At 68.4% G+C, this 16536-nt stretch carries 13 protein-coding genes; 6 read left to right on the top strand and 7 right to left on the bottom strand.

Annotation, left to right across the window (positions count from 1 at the left end; all coding sequences use genetic code 11):
• Nucleotides 1-51 precede the first annotated feature (51 nt).
• The 3 genes from EV666_RS14180 to EV666_RS14170 all read right to left on the bottom strand — a co-directional run bounded on the left by EV666_RS14180 (nucleotide 52) and on the right by EV666_RS14170 (nucleotide 4736).
• Nucleotides 52-1134 (bottom strand): 3'-5' exonuclease, encoded by a 1083-nt coding sequence (locus EV666_RS14180; RefSeq protein ID WP_376884906.1) that lies wholly within the window; start codon nucleotides 1132-1134, stop codon nucleotides 52-54.
• 283 nt (nucleotides 1135-1417) lie between these two features.
• Nucleotides 1418-2092 (bottom strand): ligase-associated DNA damage response endonuclease PdeM, encoded by a 675-nt coding sequence (pdeM, locus tag EV666_RS14175; protein ID WP_132009464.1) that lies wholly within the window; start codon nucleotides 2090-2092, stop codon nucleotides 1418-1420.
• A 97-nt stretch (nucleotides 2093-2189) separates the two neighbouring features.
• Nucleotides 2190-4736, bottom strand: coding sequence for a ligase-associated DNA damage response DEXH box helicase (locus EV666_RS14170; RefSeq protein ID WP_425359573.1), 2547 nt, complete (start codon nucleotides 4734-4736; stop codon nucleotides 2190-2192).
• A gap of 460 nt (nucleotides 4737-5196) precedes the next feature.
• On the opposite strand from EV666_RS14170, the gene EV666_RS14165 reads away from it, so the two are divergent.
• Nucleotides 5197-5526 carry a hypothetical protein gene (locus tag EV666_RS14165; RefSeq protein ID WP_132009323.1) on the top strand — a complete coding sequence of 110 codons (330 nt, stop codon included), beginning with the start codon at nucleotides 5197-5199 and terminating at the stop codon, nucleotides 5524-5526.
• A gap of 113 nt (nucleotides 5527-5639) precedes the next feature.
• Here EV666_RS14165 and EV666_RS14160 read toward each other — a convergent pair whose 3' ends face one another.
• The 3 genes from EV666_RS14160 to EV666_RS14150 form a co-directional block, all read right to left on the bottom strand.
• Nucleotides 5640-7109: an APC family permease gene (locus EV666_RS14160; protein ID WP_245514440.1), complete on the bottom strand. Its 1470-nt coding sequence runs from the start codon at nucleotides 7107-7109 to the stop codon at nucleotides 5640-5642.
• A 229-nt stretch (nucleotides 7110-7338) separates the two neighbouring features.
• Nucleotides 7339-7629 (bottom strand): Rdx family protein, encoded by a 291-nt coding sequence (locus EV666_RS14155; RefSeq protein WP_132009320.1) that lies wholly within the window; start codon nucleotides 7627-7629, stop codon nucleotides 7339-7341.
• Nucleotides 7630-7696: 67 nt separating this feature from the next.
• Complete coding sequence (locus tag EV666_RS14150; protein ID WP_132009317.1) at nucleotides 7697-9232, bottom strand: alanine/glycine:cation symporter family protein; 1536 nt, start codon at nucleotides 9230-9232, stop codon at nucleotides 7697-7699.
• 220 nt (nucleotides 9233-9452) lie between these two features.
• On the opposite strand from EV666_RS14150, the gene EV666_RS14145 reads away from it, so the two are divergent.
• Entirely contained in the window at nucleotides 9453-10298 is an 846-nt protein-coding gene (locus EV666_RS14145) for an oxidoreductase (RefSeq protein ID WP_132009314.1), read from the top strand.
• 261 nt (nucleotides 10299-10559) lie between these two features.
• On the top strand, nucleotides 10560-11042 hold the full coding sequence (locus EV666_RS14140; protein WP_132009311.1) for a hypothetical protein: 483 nt from the start codon (nucleotides 10560-10562) through the stop codon (nucleotides 11040-11042).
• Between the two features lie 143 nt (nucleotides 11043-11185).
• Here EV666_RS14140 and fumC read toward each other — a convergent pair whose 3' ends face one another.
• The gene (gene fumC, locus EV666_RS14135) at nucleotides 11186-12601 is read right to left on the bottom strand and encodes a class II fumarate hydratase (protein ID WP_132009308.1); all 1416 of its coding nucleotides are present in this window, start codon (nucleotides 12599-12601) and stop codon (nucleotides 11186-11188) included.
• A 341-nt stretch (nucleotides 12602-12942) separates the two neighbouring features.
• On the opposite strand from fumC, the gene EV666_RS14130 reads away from it, so the two are divergent.
• From EV666_RS14130 to EV666_RS14120, 3 genes are all read left to right on the top strand, one after another.
• Nucleotides 12943-13956 (top strand): NADP-dependent oxidoreductase, encoded by a 1014-nt coding sequence (locus EV666_RS14130; RefSeq protein WP_245514439.1) that lies wholly within the window; start codon nucleotides 12943-12945, stop codon nucleotides 13954-13956.
• Between the two features lie 245 nt (nucleotides 13957-14201).
• On the top strand, nucleotides 14202-15407 hold the full coding sequence (locus tag EV666_RS14125) for an alpha-hydroxy acid oxidase (protein WP_132009305.1): 1206 nt from the start codon (nucleotides 14202-14204) through the stop codon (nucleotides 15405-15407).
• A 1-nt stretch (nucleotide 15408) separates the two neighbouring features.
• The gene (locus EV666_RS14120) at nucleotides 15409-16335 is read left to right on the top strand and encodes a siderophore ABC transporter substrate-binding protein (RefSeq protein WP_376884898.1); all 927 of its coding nucleotides are present in this window, start codon (nucleotides 15409-15411) and stop codon (nucleotides 16333-16335) included.
• Nucleotides 16336-16536: the final 201 nt, after the last annotated feature.

The following is a 16536-nucleotide window of genomic DNA, read 5'->3' as shown; positions in this document are numbered from 1 at the left end:
GCCCGGGCTTAGCCAACCGAACGCGACATCCCCCGTCGCAGGCGCTTCGCCTCAGCCCGGGCGGAAGCGGTCGTGGGCGCTCAGGATCTGGCGGTAGGGCGATGCGTCGGGCCACTGGTAAATCTCGTCGCGGAGGAAGCGGAGTTCTTCCTCCGCGGCCTCTTCTGGCGTCTCGATCCACCATGCCCTGGGGCGGCCGTCGGAGCCATCGGACCAGCGGTAGCCGCGGGCTTTCAGCTGGTCTTTCATGTCGAAGGGGCTGCGTTCAGCCCAGATGCGCACGCTGATGCGCCGGCTGGCGGCGAGCAGCGCGGCGAATGGCGTCGGCGCTCCGGCTGCCGTTGCGTCGCCGCCGGGCGCTCCGCCAGGATGCGCCTGCGCCGCCGCGTCGTGGACGCGAGCCGGGCGGGCCAGCACCTCCAGCAGGGCGTGACAATCGTCGAGCGCGCGGTGGCCGTCGTGGAACAGTCCGGCCTGCCCCACCAGATAGCCCAGCCTCGCGCCTTCGAAGCCATAATCGCGCCAGGGGACCTCCTTCACCGAACAGGCCCAGGCCTTCGCCGCGAACACCGGCGACAGCGCCTCGCAGAACGGCCGGTCGAAGCCGGCGTTGTGGGCGATGACCAGATCCGCCGGCGCCAGCAGCGCCGCCAGCGCCGCTTCATCAATGCGCTGGCCGGCGACCATGGCGTCGGTGATGCCGGTGAGGCGGGTAATCTCTGGCGGGATCGGCCGCGATGGCTCCTGAAGCGCGCCATAGACGCCGACCACATCGCCGATGGCGCGGTCATCGCCATAGGTGAAGGCCACGGCGCCGATCTCGATCACCTCATCCGCATCATGGCGCAGGCCCGTCGTCTCGGTGTCGACGATCACCGCAAGACGCGGCAGGGGGCTGAGGGCGCGGTCAATCACCGGGCGCGGCTTGAGGCGGCGCAGGATGCGATAATCGCCGGTTTGCGCCAGCGCCTGCGCCATGGCTTCGGGCGACAGATCGCCCGGGGCTGCGTTTGCGTCCGGCGGCAGAGCGGCTGCTGACACGGCGCGGCGGCGGGATTTGGGCGCGGCCGGGGGCGCCGCCTGGAAGCCGGCCTCATTGTCGAACAGGTCGAACTGGCGCTCGGCGTTGCTCACTTGTGTCTCCGCCCGGTCGTTAACGTGGCCTTCCGCGAGGGTGTGCCGGCGAAGCGCCCGCTGCTTCACGCAAGGGAAACGCAACCTGGCGGCTGGCGCAAGGCGCCGGCGCAACGGCGCCGGTTCGCTCCACAGCTCAGGGCATTGCCGGTGAGCCCCCGCGGCTCCTCAACAGAACCCTGTAACAGAACCCTTCGCGGTGCGACGGATTGTCTTCATGACAAGCCGGGTTCGCCACCCATCAAGAACAATGCGCGAAAGGGCACACGCAGCCCCGCCCGGCTCAATCCGGCAGCAGCAGGGAGGCCGGCGCCGCGAACACCCGCTGCTCGCCCAGAATACGCACGGCGAGCCCGCCCGGGAACAGCGGCGCGAAGGCGGCGTCGCGCACATTCAGGCCGCCGGCATAGGCGCCGAAGGCCGGCAGGATGCAGCGGCGCTGCCCAAACGCGAAGCAGCGCCGGCGCAGCGAACGGCCGCGCACCCGCAGGCGGGCAACCGGATGCAGATGGCCGCACAGTTCGACGCCGTCCGCCTCCGTCAGCGCAGCTTCCGGCGCATGCCGGTAGGTAACGCCGCCATGGCGAAACACATCGGCCGAGGCGCCGCCCAGTTCCGGGGGGATGGCCGGATCGTGGTTGCCGGTCACCCACAACCAGTCACGGCCATGGCGCAGATCGGCGAGCAGCGCCCGGTCCTGCGGATCGAGCCGGGCCGGGCCGCCGACATCATGGAAACTGTCGCCAAGGGCGATCACGGCGGCGGGTTGCAGGCGGGCAATGGTCGCGGCCAGCCGGCGCAGGGTGGCGCGCGTGTCCCAGGGCGGCAGCAGCACGCCGCGCGCCGCAAAGGCCGAGCCTTTTTCCAGGTGCAGGTCGGCGACGACCAGCAGCCGCGCCTGCGGCTCGAACAGCACGCCGGAGGGATCGGCGAGGAACAGCGTCGCGCCAAGGCGCACGAAGACCGCTTCCGCGCCGCCCGCCGGAGCAGCGACGTGGGGCGCCCGGGTGGAGGGGGAGGTCCGTTCAGGCAAGAGCTTTCCAGCCAGGGGTTTCTCAGGCAAGAGCTTCGTCAACCAGCGCGCCTTCCGCTTCGGCCAGCAGGGCGTCCGCGTCGCCGGGCGTCGATTCCCGGCCGATTTCCAGCACAAGCGCGATGGACAGGGGCGAAATCCGCTCCAGCGGCTGCCAGACCACGCGTCCGCGAATACGCGCCAGCATATCGGCGAGGCGCTTCAGATCAAGCAGGCCGGAAGCGGCGTCGCGTCGCGCCGCGCGCAACAGCACATGGTCAGGCTCGTGGCGGCGCAGCACGTCGTAGATCAGATCGGTGGAGATGGTGACCTGGCGACCGGTTTTGGCGGCCATGCCGGGATGACGTCGCTCGATGAGCCCAGCGATAATGGCGCAATGACGGAAGGTGCGTTTCATCAGCGCTGATTCATCCAGCCATTCCTCAAGGTCATCGCCCAGCATGTCCTCGCTGAACAGATCGTCCAGCGCCAGGCGCGGCGCGCCGGATGAACCCGTGGCGAAGGCCGCGGCCAGATCGCCGGCCGCCCAGACGGCGACGCCGTAGTCGTTGGCGACGAAGCCGAGAGGCCGCAGGCGGGCCCGCTCCAGCCGCCGGGTCAGCAACATGCCGAGGGTCTGGTGGGCGAGCCGCCCCTCGAACGGCCAGACCGCCAGATAATGGCGGCCGGCGTGGGGAAAGGTTTCCGCCAGCAGTTCGTCCGGCTGCGGCAGGCGCGAATGCTGCTGCTGCCAGGTCAGCCAGGTTCGCACCTCGGGCGGCAGAGCCTCCCAGCTGTCGGGATCGGCCAGCAATTGCCGCACCCGCGCGGCGAGAAAGGTGGAGAGCGGAAACTTGCCGCCGGCCCAGGCGGGAATTTTCGGGTCACGGCCGGTGGCCCGCGTCACCAGCGCCTCATTGGCGACGAGCCCCTCGAAGCGCAAAATTTCGCCGGCAAAGACAAAGGTGTCGCCGGCAACCAGCTGCTCGGCGAAATCCTCCTCCACCTCGCCCAGGAAGCGCCCGCCCATCGCCGGGCGCGGCGTCAGGCCGGGTTTGCCGTCCGGGCGGCGGGCCCGCATCGGGCGCGACAGCCGCACCTTGATCTTCGCCGCCTCGACGATGGTTCCCACGTTCAGCCGGTAGCGCTGGGCGGCGGCGGCGGTGGCGATGCGCCACTGGCCATGGCTGTCGCGGCGGATGCGGGCGAACTGCTCATAGCTGCGCAGGGCGTAGCCGCCAGTGGCGGCGAAGGCCAGCACGTCGTCGAAATCGGCCCGCGACAGCCCGGCGTAGGGCGCGGCGGAGCTGACCTCGGCGAACAGGCCGTCTTCGGTGAACGGCCCGGCCACGGCCATGCCGAGCACATGCTGGGCCAGCACGTCGAGCGCGCCGGCGCGCGGGTCCGGCGTATCCTGCGCCGCCTCCTCCACCAGTTCCAGCGCCGCCTCGCATTCCAGCGCCTCGAACCGGTTGGAGGGAACCAGCCAGGCCCGCGACGGCTCGTCCAGCCGGTGGTTGGCGCGGCCAATCCGCTGCATCAGCCGGCTGGCGCCCTTCGGCGCGCCAAGGTTGATGACCAGATCGACATCGCCCCAGTCGACGCCCAGATCGAGCGTCGCGGTGCACACCACCGCTCGCAGGCGGCCGTCGACCATCGCCGCCTCCACCCGGCGACGCCGGGTGGCGTCGAGCGAGCCATGATGCAGGGCGATGGGCAGCGTATCCTCGTTCAGCCGCCACAACTCCTGAAAGGCGAATTCGGCCTGCAGGCGCGTGTTGACGAAAACCAGCGTCAGGCGATGGCTGCGGATGGCCTGGTAAACGTCGGGCATGGCCCAGGCGGTGGTGTGGCCGGCGATGGGCAGCTCAAGCTGGCCATCCAGAATGGCGATCTCCGGGCGGGCGCCGCCCTGCATGCGCACAATGTCGACCGGCCGCGCCAGGGGGGCGACGCCGGAGAGGTAAGTCGCCAGCGCCTGCGGCTCGCGCACCGTCGCCGAAAGGCCGGTGACGGCGACGCCCGGCGCCAGCCGGCGCACCCGCGCCAGGTCCAGCGCCAGCAGATCGCCGCGTTTCGAGGTCACCAGCGCGTGCAGCTCATCCAGCACGACGCGGCGCAGGGAGCCGAACAGTTTTCCGGAATCGGGATGGGCCAGCATCAGCGCCAGCTGTTCCGGCGTGGTCATCAGGATATGCGGCGGCCGGCGCATCTGGCGGGCGCGCTTGTGCGGCGGCGTGTCGCCGGTGCGGGTCTCGACGCGGATATCGAGCGCCATTCCGGCGACCGGCGTTTCCAGATTGCGGGCGACATCCACCGCCAGCGCCTTCAGCGGCGAAATGTACAGGGTGTGCAGGCCATCCGCGTCGGGCTTCACCGCCAGCTCCACCAGCGAAGGCAGGAAGCCGGCAAGCGTTTTGCCGGCGCCGGTGGGCGCGACCAGCAGGGTCGAACGGCCAGCCAGCGCCAGATCGAGCAACAGCAACTGGTGCGGCCGGGGCCGCCAGCCGCGCGCCGCGAACCAGTCGGCGAAGGCATCCGGCAACAGGCCGGGGCGCAAAACCGGGGGCGGCCCATCGCCATCGAGCACGAACACCTGGCCCGCGCCCGGCGGATATTGGCCCTCCACGTCATTTGGGTCCTGCGCGGCCTTTGCGTTTCGCGCCCCGGCGCGCCTTGCCGCCTGTCGCTCCGCCATGTGCGCTCCCTGCTCCGGCCTCCCGGTGGAATCCGGTTCGCCGACAACGCCCTGTCGCCCCGATTTTACGCATGTCGCACGCGGTTCGCGCGCTTCTTTTCCAGAAAAGCCGCGCGCCCGCCCTGCGGCGACGCCTCGCAGGTGAAACGCGGCTGACGCGGCAACGGTTCGCAGGCGTTCACTGACGCGCGCGACCCGCGCCGCCGCGCGTCGCGCCAGCGCTTCCGGCGCATGGCGAACCTGCCCGGATTTTTTTGAGCCCGGCTTGAACCATCGCGGACATCGCCACGACCCATGGGCGTCAGGGCGCCAGCAATCAGCAGCCGCGGCGCCGCAGCAGATGGAGGATGTCATGAACGTCGCCGCCACCACCCGCAAGGCCGCCATCGCTTTTGTCGCCGCCGCCATCGGCGGCTTCGGGCTCGCCGCCGCGACCCCCGCCAGCGCCGGGCCAAAGCATGGCCATGGATATGGTTATGGGTATGGGCATCATCACCGCCACGGCCATTTTTATCGCCCTGGCTACGTCTATGGCGGCGCCGGCCTCGTCGGCGGCCTCGCCCTTGGCGCCATCGCCGCCAGCGCCATGACCGCGCCGCCGGTCTGCTACGTTTCACGCGAGCCGGTGATCGACCCCTGGGGCAATGTCATCCGCTACCGCGCCGTGCGGGTATGTGACTGAGAACTGTCAAAAGCCCTCCCGGCCGCCGCACCTCAAACCAGGGCCCGCACGCGAAGAACCATGGGGCCTGCAATCACGGAGAGGCCGGAGACGGCCCCTCCGCTGGGGCGCCGTCAGCCCAGGGGCGCAGCCCTGGGCCCTGGCTTCTCCCACGTCCGGCAGTCCGGGCACAGATGGGACCGCCGCATGCTGTAGAAGACATAAACCATCGCAGCGGCCACCAGCCACAGGCCGAACAGGCTCCACGTCAGCGGCGCAAGGCCAGCCAGCAGGTAGAGGCACAGGGCCATGCTGGCCAGCGGGGTCAGCGGATACAGTGGCGTGCGGAAGCCCCGCGGCAGGTCCGGCTGTCGCACCCGCAGCACGATGACGCTCAGGGCCGCCATGGTGAAGGCGCTGAGCGTGCCAACAGACACCAGCTCGGCCAGCATGCCCAGCGGCAGGAAGCCGGACAACAAGGCCGCGAGCGCCGCCAGGGTGATGGTGTTGGACGACGGGACGCCGGTGCGGGGATCGACGCGGCTGAACAGGGACGGCAACAGGCCATCGCGACTGACCGCGTAGGCCACCCGGGTCTGGCTGTAGAGCAGCACCAGCACGATGCTGAAGATGGAGATGATGGCGCCGGCGGTCAGGATGACCGATGGCCAGCGCGCCTGGGTCACCTTGTACAGAATGACCGCCAGACCCGCCTCCTGGCCGCCGAACTCCGCGGCAGGCTGGGCGCCCAGGGCGACAATCGCCACCCCCAGATACACGCAGGTGACCACAATGAAGGCAATCATCGTCGCCAGCGGCAGCGTGCGGTGGGGGTTGATCGCCTCCTCGCCGGCGGTGGCGACGCTGTCGATGCCCACATAGGTGAAGAAGATCAACGCCGCCGCCGCGCCGATCCCGGAGACCCCATGCGGCATGAACGGGTGAAAGTTGCCGGCGTTGAAGGCCGTGGCGCCAACCACGATGAACATGATCAACACGCCCACCTTCAACAGCACCATGATGGCGTTGACCGTGGCGGATTCACGCGCGCCGCGCAGCAGCAGCAGGGTCGCCAACCCCACCAGCGCCACCGCCGGCAGATTGACCAGGCCGCCCTCCGCCGGCGCCGCCGACAGGACATGCGGCAGGTGCAGGCCAAACAGATCGTCGCCCAACCGGTTCAGATACTGCCCCCAGGTCACGGAGACGGCCGAGATGGAGACGCCATATTCAAGGAACAGACAGGCGGCGACGAGAAACGCCGGCGCCTCGCCAAGCGCCGCATAAACGGCGGAATAGGCCGAGCCGGCCGTGGGCAGGGCCGACACCAGCTCGGCGTAGCACAGGGCGCTGAGCGCCGCCGCGAGGCCGGCGATCACGAAGGAGATTACCACCGCTGGCCCGGCCAGCGGCGTCGCCACGCCAAGAATGAAGAAAATCCCGGTGCCGATCGTGCTGCTGATGCCGATCATGGTGAGGCGCGTGACGCCCAGCGACCGCTTCAGCCTGGCGCCCCCACCGGTCTCCGCCAGCGCCATCGCCCTGAGCGCATCCACACTTTTACGGCGCAACATCTGTCCGCCGTATTCTGACAACATCGACATGCCCGCCCTCCTGTTGACGGTTCACCCCCCTTCTCTCTTCACCGGCGCGCCCGCCCGGAAACCGGCCCCAGGCCCTACCCGGAAAAGCGCCCGATCCGTCCCACCCGCTCCCCCGGAGGGACGAACATCCCGGTCGCCACGGCGACCGCGCGTTACAAAAACCATGCGCGGAGACGGTGAACGCCACTGCGTCCAGCCTCCGTGCGGCGGACAGCCGGCGCTGACGTCTTCAGCTTCCGCCGCCTGACCGGTCGATGTGGCCAAGCGACCGCGCCGGATCAATCAGGTCGCGCACCCGCTGCTTCAGGTTCCTGGCGTCCGGGAAGCCGCCGTCGACCGCGCGGTCCCAGATCAGGCTGTCGTTCACCTGGATGCGGAACACGCCGCCGGTCCGGGGCAGCAGCGCCACTTCGCCCAGATCCTGACCAAAGGTGGACAGCAACTCCTGGGCCATCCAGGCGGCGCGCAGCAGCCACTGGCACTGGGTGCAAAATTCTATCGAGACGCGGGGTCCGGCCATCGGGACATCCTCCTGTTGCAATGGGCCGGAACCCTTGCACGGCCGCGTCATCCCGACCAGACGCCGCTCACACGCCCGGCTGGCGCGGGGCGCCGCCAGGCGTCGCCGGAGCCGCCGCCGGGGTCGCCGCCACGGGCGCCACGGGCGGCTCGCCGACCTTTTTGGCGACGCGCGATCCGGCGGCGGGCGGGCGATCCCAGACACCAGGCTCGATCACGCCCGCCAGCTCCGGCAGCAGGGCCGGATCGAATTCCGGCTCGCGGCCGGCGTCGCGCTGGGCGAGGTAATCGCGGGCCAGACGAACCACCAGGCCGGACAGCAACACGATGGAAGCAATGTTGATGGCGGCCATGACGCCCATCGTGATGTCAGCCAGGCCGAACACCGTGGACACCTGCGCCATGGCGCCCCACAGGGTCATGGCCAGCAGGCCAAGGCGCAGCAATAGCAGGCCGGCGCGGCCATCGAACCGCAGATAGGCAAGGGCGCCCTCCGCGTAAGCATAGTTGCCGGCAATGGAGGTGAAGGCGAAGCAGGTGATGGCGATGCTGACGAACGGCGCGCCCCAGTGCCCCAGATGCACGTTCATGGCCTGCTGGGTGAGCTGGACGCCGGTGACGCCAGAGCCAGGCTGCAATTTGCCCGAAAGCAGGATCAGCAGGGCCGTGGCCGTGCAGACCACCAGCGTGTCGATGAACACGCCCAAAGCCTGCACGAAGCCCTGGCTGCACGGGTGATGCGGGCTGGGCGTGGCCACGGCGGCGATATTGGGCGCGGAGCCCATGCCCGCCTCGTTGGAGAACAGCCCGCGCCGGACGCCGTTCATCATCGCCGCTGTCATGCCGCCAGCGACGCCGCCCGCCGCCGGCCCGAAACCGAAGGCGCTGGAAACGATCAGTTTCAGCAGCGCCGGCGTCTGGTCGATGTTGATGGCCAGAACGGCCAGCGCCACCGCGATATAGGCGACCGCCATCACCGGCACCACGACCGCGGAGAAGCGCGCCACGCCCGTGACGCCGCCAGAGATGACCAGGGCGGCGGCGATCGTCACGGCGACGCCCGTCCAGAGCGGCGCGACGCCAAACGCCTCCTGCGCGGCGCCCGCGATGGAATTGGCCTGCACCGCATTAAAAGCCAGACCGAAAACGATGATCAGGCAGATCGAGAACACCATGGCGGCGCGCGGCGCCTGCAGGCCGCGCGCGATGTAGAACGCCGGACCGCCGCGATAGGCGTCGCCGGCGCGCACCTTGAACAGCTGCGCAAGGGAAACCTCGGCGAACGCCGTCGCCATGCCAAGGGCCGCCACCAGCCACATCCAGAATGCAGCGCCCGGGCCACCCAGATACAGGGCCACCGCGACGCCAACCACATTGCCCGTGCCAATCCGCGCCGCCAGCGACGCGCACAACGCCTGGAACGGCGAAATGCCAGCCGGATCGTTGACGGCCGGTCGCGCCAGGGTGCGCAGCATTTCCGGGAAACGACGGATCTGCAGCAACCGCAACCGGAAGGTAAAGAAAATGCCGGCGCCGAGAAGCACATATGTCAGCACGTCATTCCAGATGACATCGTCAATAAAACCTATATAATCTTCAAGCATTTCATCCCCGTAAAAATCATTAAATATGAAATTATTGCAATTTGCATCGAATAGTATTTATGTAATTTTTATTTAGTATTACCAATTGGCGGCTCCGTAAAGCCGCCAGATCCAATTTTCGCCCCAATGCCGACAACGACCGCCAGCCCTGACCTGGAACCGCTTGGCGAGGGAGCAATCCGCGCCAATAATGCCGCGGCAAAAACAGGAGGAAGCCCCCATGGCGCACACCACACCGCGCACCTGGCTGATCACAGGCTGCTCGACAGGCTTCGGCAAAATTCTTGCCCAGGCGGCGCTGGACCGCGGCGACAACGTGGTCGCCACGGCGCGCAGGCCGGAGACGCTGGCGGACCTGAAACCGGCGGCGGACGGCAAACTGCAGGTCGCCAGGCTCGACGTCACCAGGCCCGGCGAGGCCGCCGCCGCGGCGGAGCTGGCCGAACAGCTCTTCGGCCGCCTCGACATTCTGGTGAACAACGCCGGCTACGGCTTCGTCGGCGCGATCGAGGAAGGCGAGCCGGAGGAATACCGGCCAATGTTCGAGACCAATGTGTTTGGCCTCATCGAAACAACCCGCGCCGCCCTGCCGGCGCTGCGCCGCTCGCGCGGCGGTCGCATCGTCAACCTCTCCTCCATCGCCGGCATCGCTGGCCGGGCCGGCTTCGGCTACTACAACGCCAGCAAATTCGCGGTGGAGGGGCTTTCCGAGGCGCTGGCGCAGGAAGTGGCGCCATTCGGCGTCAAGGTCATCATCGTCGAGCCGGGGCCGTTCCGCACCGAATTCCTCGGCCGCTCGATCAACGCCGCCCGCAATGAAATGCCGGCCTACGCTGAAACCTCCGGCGTCACCCGCCGTTACGCCGCCGAAAACGACGGCCTGCAGGGCGGCGACCCGCACAAGGCCATCGCCGTCATCCTCAAGGCGATCGATTCCGATGCGCCGCCCCTGCACCTGGTGCTGGGCGACGAGGCGTACCCCCGCGTCCGCGCCAAGCTGAAAGCCTTCGAAGCCGATCTCGACGCCTGGGAGCCGCTGGGCGGCGCGGCGACGCGCTTCGACTGATCCGGCGCGCTTCACTGGCCGGGCGGCGCGGCGGCCCGGCCGCGTTCCGGACGCCCGGTCAGCAATGCTTAACCTGAACCGTTATTTACCATGCCGCGTTAACCTGCTGGCGAGAACGGGCGCCCGATGCTCGTCAGGAACAGGGACCTTTTGGGCCTTTCCGTTCAAACCTGAAGACGGGACCGGATCCCGGCGTGGGGCGGCGGCAATTCCAGGCGCAAGGGTGGGGGCGCCCTTGCCGGAATGCAGGAATGACAGGGCATGATCAGGCAGGAACTGCGGGATTTCGTTGACGACGTGCTGGACGCCGGACGGGTGAGCGAACGGGATGTCCGGCGCCTTGCCGCGGAGATCCTGGCCGGCGGCGTGGCGCGGCGCGCCGAAGTCGACGCCCTAGCCGCGCTCGACCGGCTGATCGGCGACCGTCACCCCTCGTGGGACGATACATTTGTCGATCTGGTTGTCGCCCATGTGGTGACCGGAGCCGCGGCCGGCGGCCAGGTGGAGCGCGACGTGGTCAACTGGCTGATCACCACCCTCGACGCAGCAGGCGCCATGACCGACAACGGCCTGCGCATCGCCATCGAAGTGACCCGCGCCGCCAATCACGTCGACCAGACGCTGATGACCTTCGTGCTGCAAACCATGCAGGCGCGACGGCCGCTGGCAGGCGGCGGGATGGACAGGGCGGCGCCGGTTTCCGCCACGCCAGACCGCGACCAGCCCCTGGAAGCCGCCGCCTGAGCGCGGCGAACGCCGGCCCGCCGCCCGGCGCCGGTTGTCCGGCGCCGTTTTCTCCGGCGGGATCGGCCCCGCAGACCCCCAGCACGGTCAGGCAATGGCTTACTGATCCGCCAGAACCGGAGCGAAGTCTCGCCTGCCAGACGTTACTTCTTCAGCGGCCCCACCATGTCTTCGGGGCGGACCCAACGGTTGAACTCCTCATCGGTCACATAGCCCAGTTGCAGGGCGGCGGCGCGCAGGGAGAGGCCCTCCCGATGCGCGGAGAGGGCGATTTCCGCTGACTTTTCATAGCCGATGTGCGGGTTGAGCGCCGTCACCAGCATCAGTGAATTATCGAGATTCTCGTTGATGCGATCGATATTCGGCTCGATGCCGATGGCGCAGTGGTCGGTGAAGGCGTTGCAGGCGTCGGCGAGCAGCAACGCCGATTCCAGCAGATTGTGCAGCATCACCGGCTTGTAGACGTTGAGCTGGAAATTGCCCTGGGAGCCGGCGAAGGCAACGGCGTGATCGTTGCCGAACACCTGCACGCACACCATGGTGAGCGCCTCGCACTGGGTCGGATTGATCTTGCCGGGCATGATCGACGAACCGGGCTCGTTCTCGGGAATGCGCAGTTCGGCGAAGCCGGCGCGTGGGCCGCAGGCGTAGAAGCGCACGTCATTGGCGATTTTCATCAGCGCCCCGGCGAGGGCGCGCACCGCGCCGCTGGCCACCACCATCTCGTCATGGGCTGACAAGGCGGCGAACTTGTTGGCCGCCGAGACGAAGGGGAAGCCGGTTTCGCGGGCAATGTTGGCCGCGGTCAGGTCGCCGAAGCGCGGATCGGCGTTGAGGCCGGTGCCGACCGCCGTGCCGCCAATCGCCAGATTGAACAGGCCCTCCATACCAGCGCCCACGGCGGCGAGGCCGTGGTCAAGCTGGGCGACCCAGCCGGAGATCAGCTGCCCCACGGTCAGCGGCGTGGCGTCCTGCAGATGGGTGCGGCCGATCATGACGATATCGGCGTATCGCGTCTGCTTTTCGGCCAGCACGTCGCGCAGGCGCCGGGCCGCCGGCAGCAGGGCGTGAGCGATGCCCTCGACCGCCGCCACATACATCACCGTGGGGAAGGTGTCGTTGGACGACTGCGAGTGATTGACGTCGTCGTTGGGGTTGACCGGCTTCTTCGAGCCAACGACGCCGCCGGCCAGCTGGATGGCGCGGTTGGCGATCACCTCATTGGCGTTCATGTTGGTCTGGGTGCCGGAGCCGGTCTGCCAGACGACGAGCGGGAATTCGCCGTCGAGCCTGCCGTCGATAACCTCCTGGGCGGCCTGGACGATCAGCCTCACCTTGTCGGCGGGCAGTTCGCCCAGTTCGCCATTGGCCTCGGCGGCGGCTTTCTTGAGAATGCCCAGGGCCCGGATCACCGGCCTGCCCCAGCGGAAGCGGTCGACGCCGATGGGGAAATTGCCGATGGAGCGCTGGGTCTGCGCACCCCAGAGCCGGTCGGCCGGCACATCGACCGGGCCCATGGCGTCCTTTTCCGTCCGGGTGTTCGTGTGTTCACCGCTCATGACACTCTCCACTCACTTCGCTTCCGTGTATCCACGGCGCGCCGCGCCTGCCGGAGCCGCGCAAATCCGGCGCATATATTTCACGCCTGCGCGGAAAGACAACCTGAAAACGCGCAGACATCGGGTAAACCGCCGGCAGATAACTTTGGTTTTATTTTTACCAATTCAAATCAACGCGCGGTTCCGACCGGATTTGCTGGCGCAGACGGCGCCCGGCGCCGCCGTTTCCAGGGGGGCGCATCCTGCCCGCCGTTCACGTCCGTTTCCTGGCGCGCGACGTCGCCTGCGGCCAAAAATGCTCTATGATGCCCCCAACGAAAGCATATCCCGGAGCAAACGCCTTGCAATCCAGCACCTCAAATCGCGAAATCCGCCTGGCCTCCCGCCCGGTCGGCATGCCCACCCCTGACGATTTCGCCCTGGCCGAAACGCCGCTGCGCCAGCCGGCGGAGGGCGAATTGCTGGTGCGCAATTTGTGGATGTCCGTCGATCCCTACATGCGCGGCCAGATGATCGACCAGAAGAGCTATGTGACGCCGTTTCAGGTCGGCGAGGCGCTGTATGGGCGGGCCGTCGGCGTGGTGGTGGAATCGCGTCACAAGGATTTCGCGCCCGGCGATCACGTATTCCACATGCTGGGCTGGCGCGATTACGCCGTGGGGTCGTGGGAAGGCTTCGAGAAGATCGATGTGGAGCAGGCGCCGGCGCAGGCCTATCTCGGCGTGCTCGGCGCGCCGGGCCTCACCGCCTACACCGGGCTGTTCCGCATCGCCGGGCTGAAGGACGGCGACAGCGTCTTCGTGTCCGCCGCCGCCGGCGCGGTCGGTTCGGTGGCCTGCCAGCTGGCGAAGGCGCATGGCTGCCGGGTGGTCGGCTCGGCCGGAAGCGATGAAAAATGCGCGTGGCTGCGTGACGTGGCCGGCGTCGACGCGGTCATCAATTATCGCACCTGCGGCGATCTCAACGCGGCGCTGGCCGCCGCGGCGCCGGATGGCCTCGACGTGTATTTCGACAATGTCGGCGGCGACCACCTCGAAGCCGCCCTCAACCAGATGAAGGTTTTCGGCCGCATCGCCCTGTGCGGCATGATTGGCGGCTACAATGACGTGGCCCCGGCGCCCGGCCCCAGCAATCTGATGCTCGCCATCAGCCGCAGCCTGAAGCTGCAGGGCTTCGTGGTGCGCCATCACATGGACCTGCGTCCCCGCTTCCGCGAGGAAACCGGCGCGCTGATCCGCGCCGGCAAAATGCACGTCCAGGAAACCGTCGAACACGGCCTCGAAAACGCCCCCGCCGCATTCCTGAAGCTGTTCACCGGCGACAACACCGGCAAGATGCTGGTGAAGCTCGACTGACGACGCCGGCAGCGGCAGGACGACCGCCAGGGACGGGCCCATGCCGCCTGGCGGATCGCCTGCATGACGGCGGCGGCCATGTCCCGCCGCCGTCGCGCTTTTCGCGCCACTTTATAATCATTACAAAAGATAAGATTTTACAACAGGTTGACGCCCACCGGCAGAGCAGTCACAACGCCAAAATGCGTGAAATCGCGGCGCTCCGGGCGGTGCGCCGTCTGGCTGTAACCTGATCTGAACCCGATTTGTCCATTCCACCCGACATTGTCTGCCTGGATGATTATGAGCGTCGCGGCCGCGCACGACTGCCGGCGGACATTCAGGCCTATATAGGCGGCGGCGCGGCGGATGGCGTCACCCTGCGCGACAACCGGGAAGCCTTCGCCCGCCTGCGACTGCTGCCGCGCGCCCTGGCGGATCTGCGCGGCGCCAGCGCCGCCGCCAGCCTGTTCGGCCTGAGGCTGGAGGCGCCGGTGATCGCCGCGCCCATGGCCTGGCAGAAGCTGGCCCACCCGGAAGGCGAATTCGCCATGGCCACGGGCGCCGCCGCCGCCGGCGCCGGCTGCATCGCCAGCTGCCAGGCCAGCGTCGACATGACGGAGCTGGCCCGCCATTCCCCGGCTCCCCTGTGGTTCCAGCTTTACCCGCAACCCCGGCGCGAGGACACGCTTGCCCTTGTCCGGCGGGCGGAAGACGCCGGCTATCGCGCCCTTGTCGTGACGGTGGATGCGCCGGTGAACGGCGTGCGCGACGCCGAGCAGCGCTGCGGTTTCCGCCTGCCGGCGCATGTCCGGTCAGTCAACCTCGACGGCTTTGCCCAGGCGACGGCGACGCGGGCGCAGCCGGCGCGCAGCCCGGTGTTTCGCGGCCTCATCGACGCCGCGCCCGGCTGGGACGACATCGCCTGGCTGCGGGCGCAGACGCGGCTGCCGCTGCTGCTCAAGGGCGTCGTGCATCCCGACGACGCCGACCGGTCCATCGCCCTGGGCGCCGACGGCCTCATCGTGTCCAACCATGGCGGGCGCGTGCTCGACGGCATGCCGGCGGCCATCGACCTGTTGCCGGCGGTGGCGCGCCGCGTCGACGGCCGCATCCCGGTGCTGATGGATGGCGGCGTGCGGCGCGGAACCGACGTGCTGAAGGCCCTGGCTCTTGGCGCCCGCGCCGTGCTGGTCGGCCGCCCACTGTACTGGGCCCTGGCCACGGCGGGCGCCGCCGGCGTCGCCCATGCGCTGGCGATGCTGGCCACCGAATTTGAAGCGGCGATGGCGCTGACCGGGCGGCCGACGCTCGCCGCCATCGACGCGACCGTTCTGGCGTTTCCTCCGAGAGCTACTCCTCCAGAAGCCACTTTTCCAGGAGCCACTCCTCAAGGAGCCACGCCGACCTGCCTTCCGGAGGCGCCTGCCGGCCTCCGGACCAAACTGGACCTTGAACCCAGGGAGCACTGACGTGAACACGTCCCGGAACATCTCGCGCAAGGCCTTTTGCGGCCTGCTGTTCGGCCTCGCCGCTTTCGCCGCCGCCCCGCTCGCCGCCGCCCCGGTGACGGTGAAGCACGCCTCCGGCGAAACCACGCTGAAGGACACGCCGAAGAAGATCGTCGTGTTCGATCTGGCCTCGCTCGACAATCTCGACGCCCTCGGCGTCCCGGTGGCTGGCGTTCCGTCCGGCGTCAAGCCGGCCTGGCTGCAGAAATACAACGACGACAAGGTGACGAAGGTTGGCACGCTGTTCGAGCCCAACCTCGAAGCGCTGGGCGCGCTGCAACCGGACCTGATCATCGTGGGCGGCCGTTCGCAGGCCAAATACGCCGAGCTGTCGAAGCTGGCCCCGACCATCGACATGACCATCGACGCAAAGGCGCCGTTCGCCAGCGCCCGCGCGCACATCACGACGCTCGGCAAGACGTTCGGCAAGGAAGACGCGGCGAAGAAGCTCGTCGCCGATCTCGACGCCGGCGTGGCGCAACTGAAGGAAAAGGCGCAGGCGGCTGGCAAGGGCCTGCTGATCCTCACCGTCGCCAACCGCATGAGCGCCTATGGCCCCGGCTCGCGTTTCGGCGTCATTCACGAGGCCTTCGGCGTCACCCCGGCCGTGCCGGACCTGAAGATCGGCACGCACGGCCAGCCGGTGACCTTCGAGTTCATCCAGAAAACCAATCCCGACTGGCTGTTCGTCATCGACCGCGACGCCGCCCTCGGCAAGACCGGCAACGCGCGCAAGATGCTGGACAATGACCTGGTCGGCCAGACCACGGCATGGAAGAAGAACCAGGTGGTCTATCTCGATCCGGCCAACTGGTACCTGGTCGGCGGCGGCGCGACGGCGCTGAAGCAGGACATCGACCAGCTCAACAAGGCGTTCGGCGGCAAATAAGCAAGCACAGGCCAGCGGCGGCGAGGACCGGCGGCGTGAAGGCGTTTCAGGCGCCAAAAAGGCCCGGACGCGGAGCCGCTGCCGGAGCAAAACGCCCCCAACCAGCATGGTCGGAGTTGTTCCGGCCATCCACGCAGCCCACCCACCCGGAAGAAGCCGGACCCTGTCTCACGTCAGAAAACGTGGCGCGGGACAAGCCCG

Source organism: Camelimonas lactis, assembly GCF_004342915.1.
In the GTDB taxonomy this organism is placed as follows: Bacteria; Pseudomonadota; Alphaproteobacteria; order Rhizobiales; family Beijerinckiaceae; genus Camelimonas; species Camelimonas lactis.
The sequence above is the reverse complement of the archived record's forward strand: the minus strand, read 5'-3'. Positions and strand labels throughout refer to the sequence as shown.

Coding starts and splice junctions, on each gene's coding strand:
- EV666_RS14165 (WP_132009323.1), top strand. CDS start 5,197: ATGAACGTCGCCGCCACCACCCGCAAGGCCGCCATCGCTTTTGTCGCC.
- EV666_RS14160 (WP_245514440.1), bottom strand. CDS start 7,109: ATGTCGATGTTGTCAGAATACGGCGGACAGATGTTGCGCCGTAAAAGT.
- EV666_RS14155 (WP_132009320.1), bottom strand. CDS start 7,629: ATGGCCGGACCCCGCGTCTCGATAGAATTTTGCACCCAGTGCCAGTGG.
- EV666_RS14150 (WP_132009317.1), bottom strand. CDS start 9,232: ATGCTTGAAGATTATATAGGTTTTATTGACGATGTCATCTGGAATGAC.
- EV666_RS14145 (WP_132009314.1), top strand. CDS start 9,453: ATGGCGCACACCACACCGCGCACCTGGCTGATCACAGGCTGCTCGACA.
- EV666_RS14140 (WP_132009311.1), top strand. CDS start 10,560: ATGATCAGGCAGGAACTGCGGGATTTCGTTGACGACGTGCTGGACGCC.
- fumC (WP_132009308.1), bottom strand. CDS start 12,601: ATGAGCGGTGAACACACGAACACCCGGACGGAAAAGGACGCCATGGGC.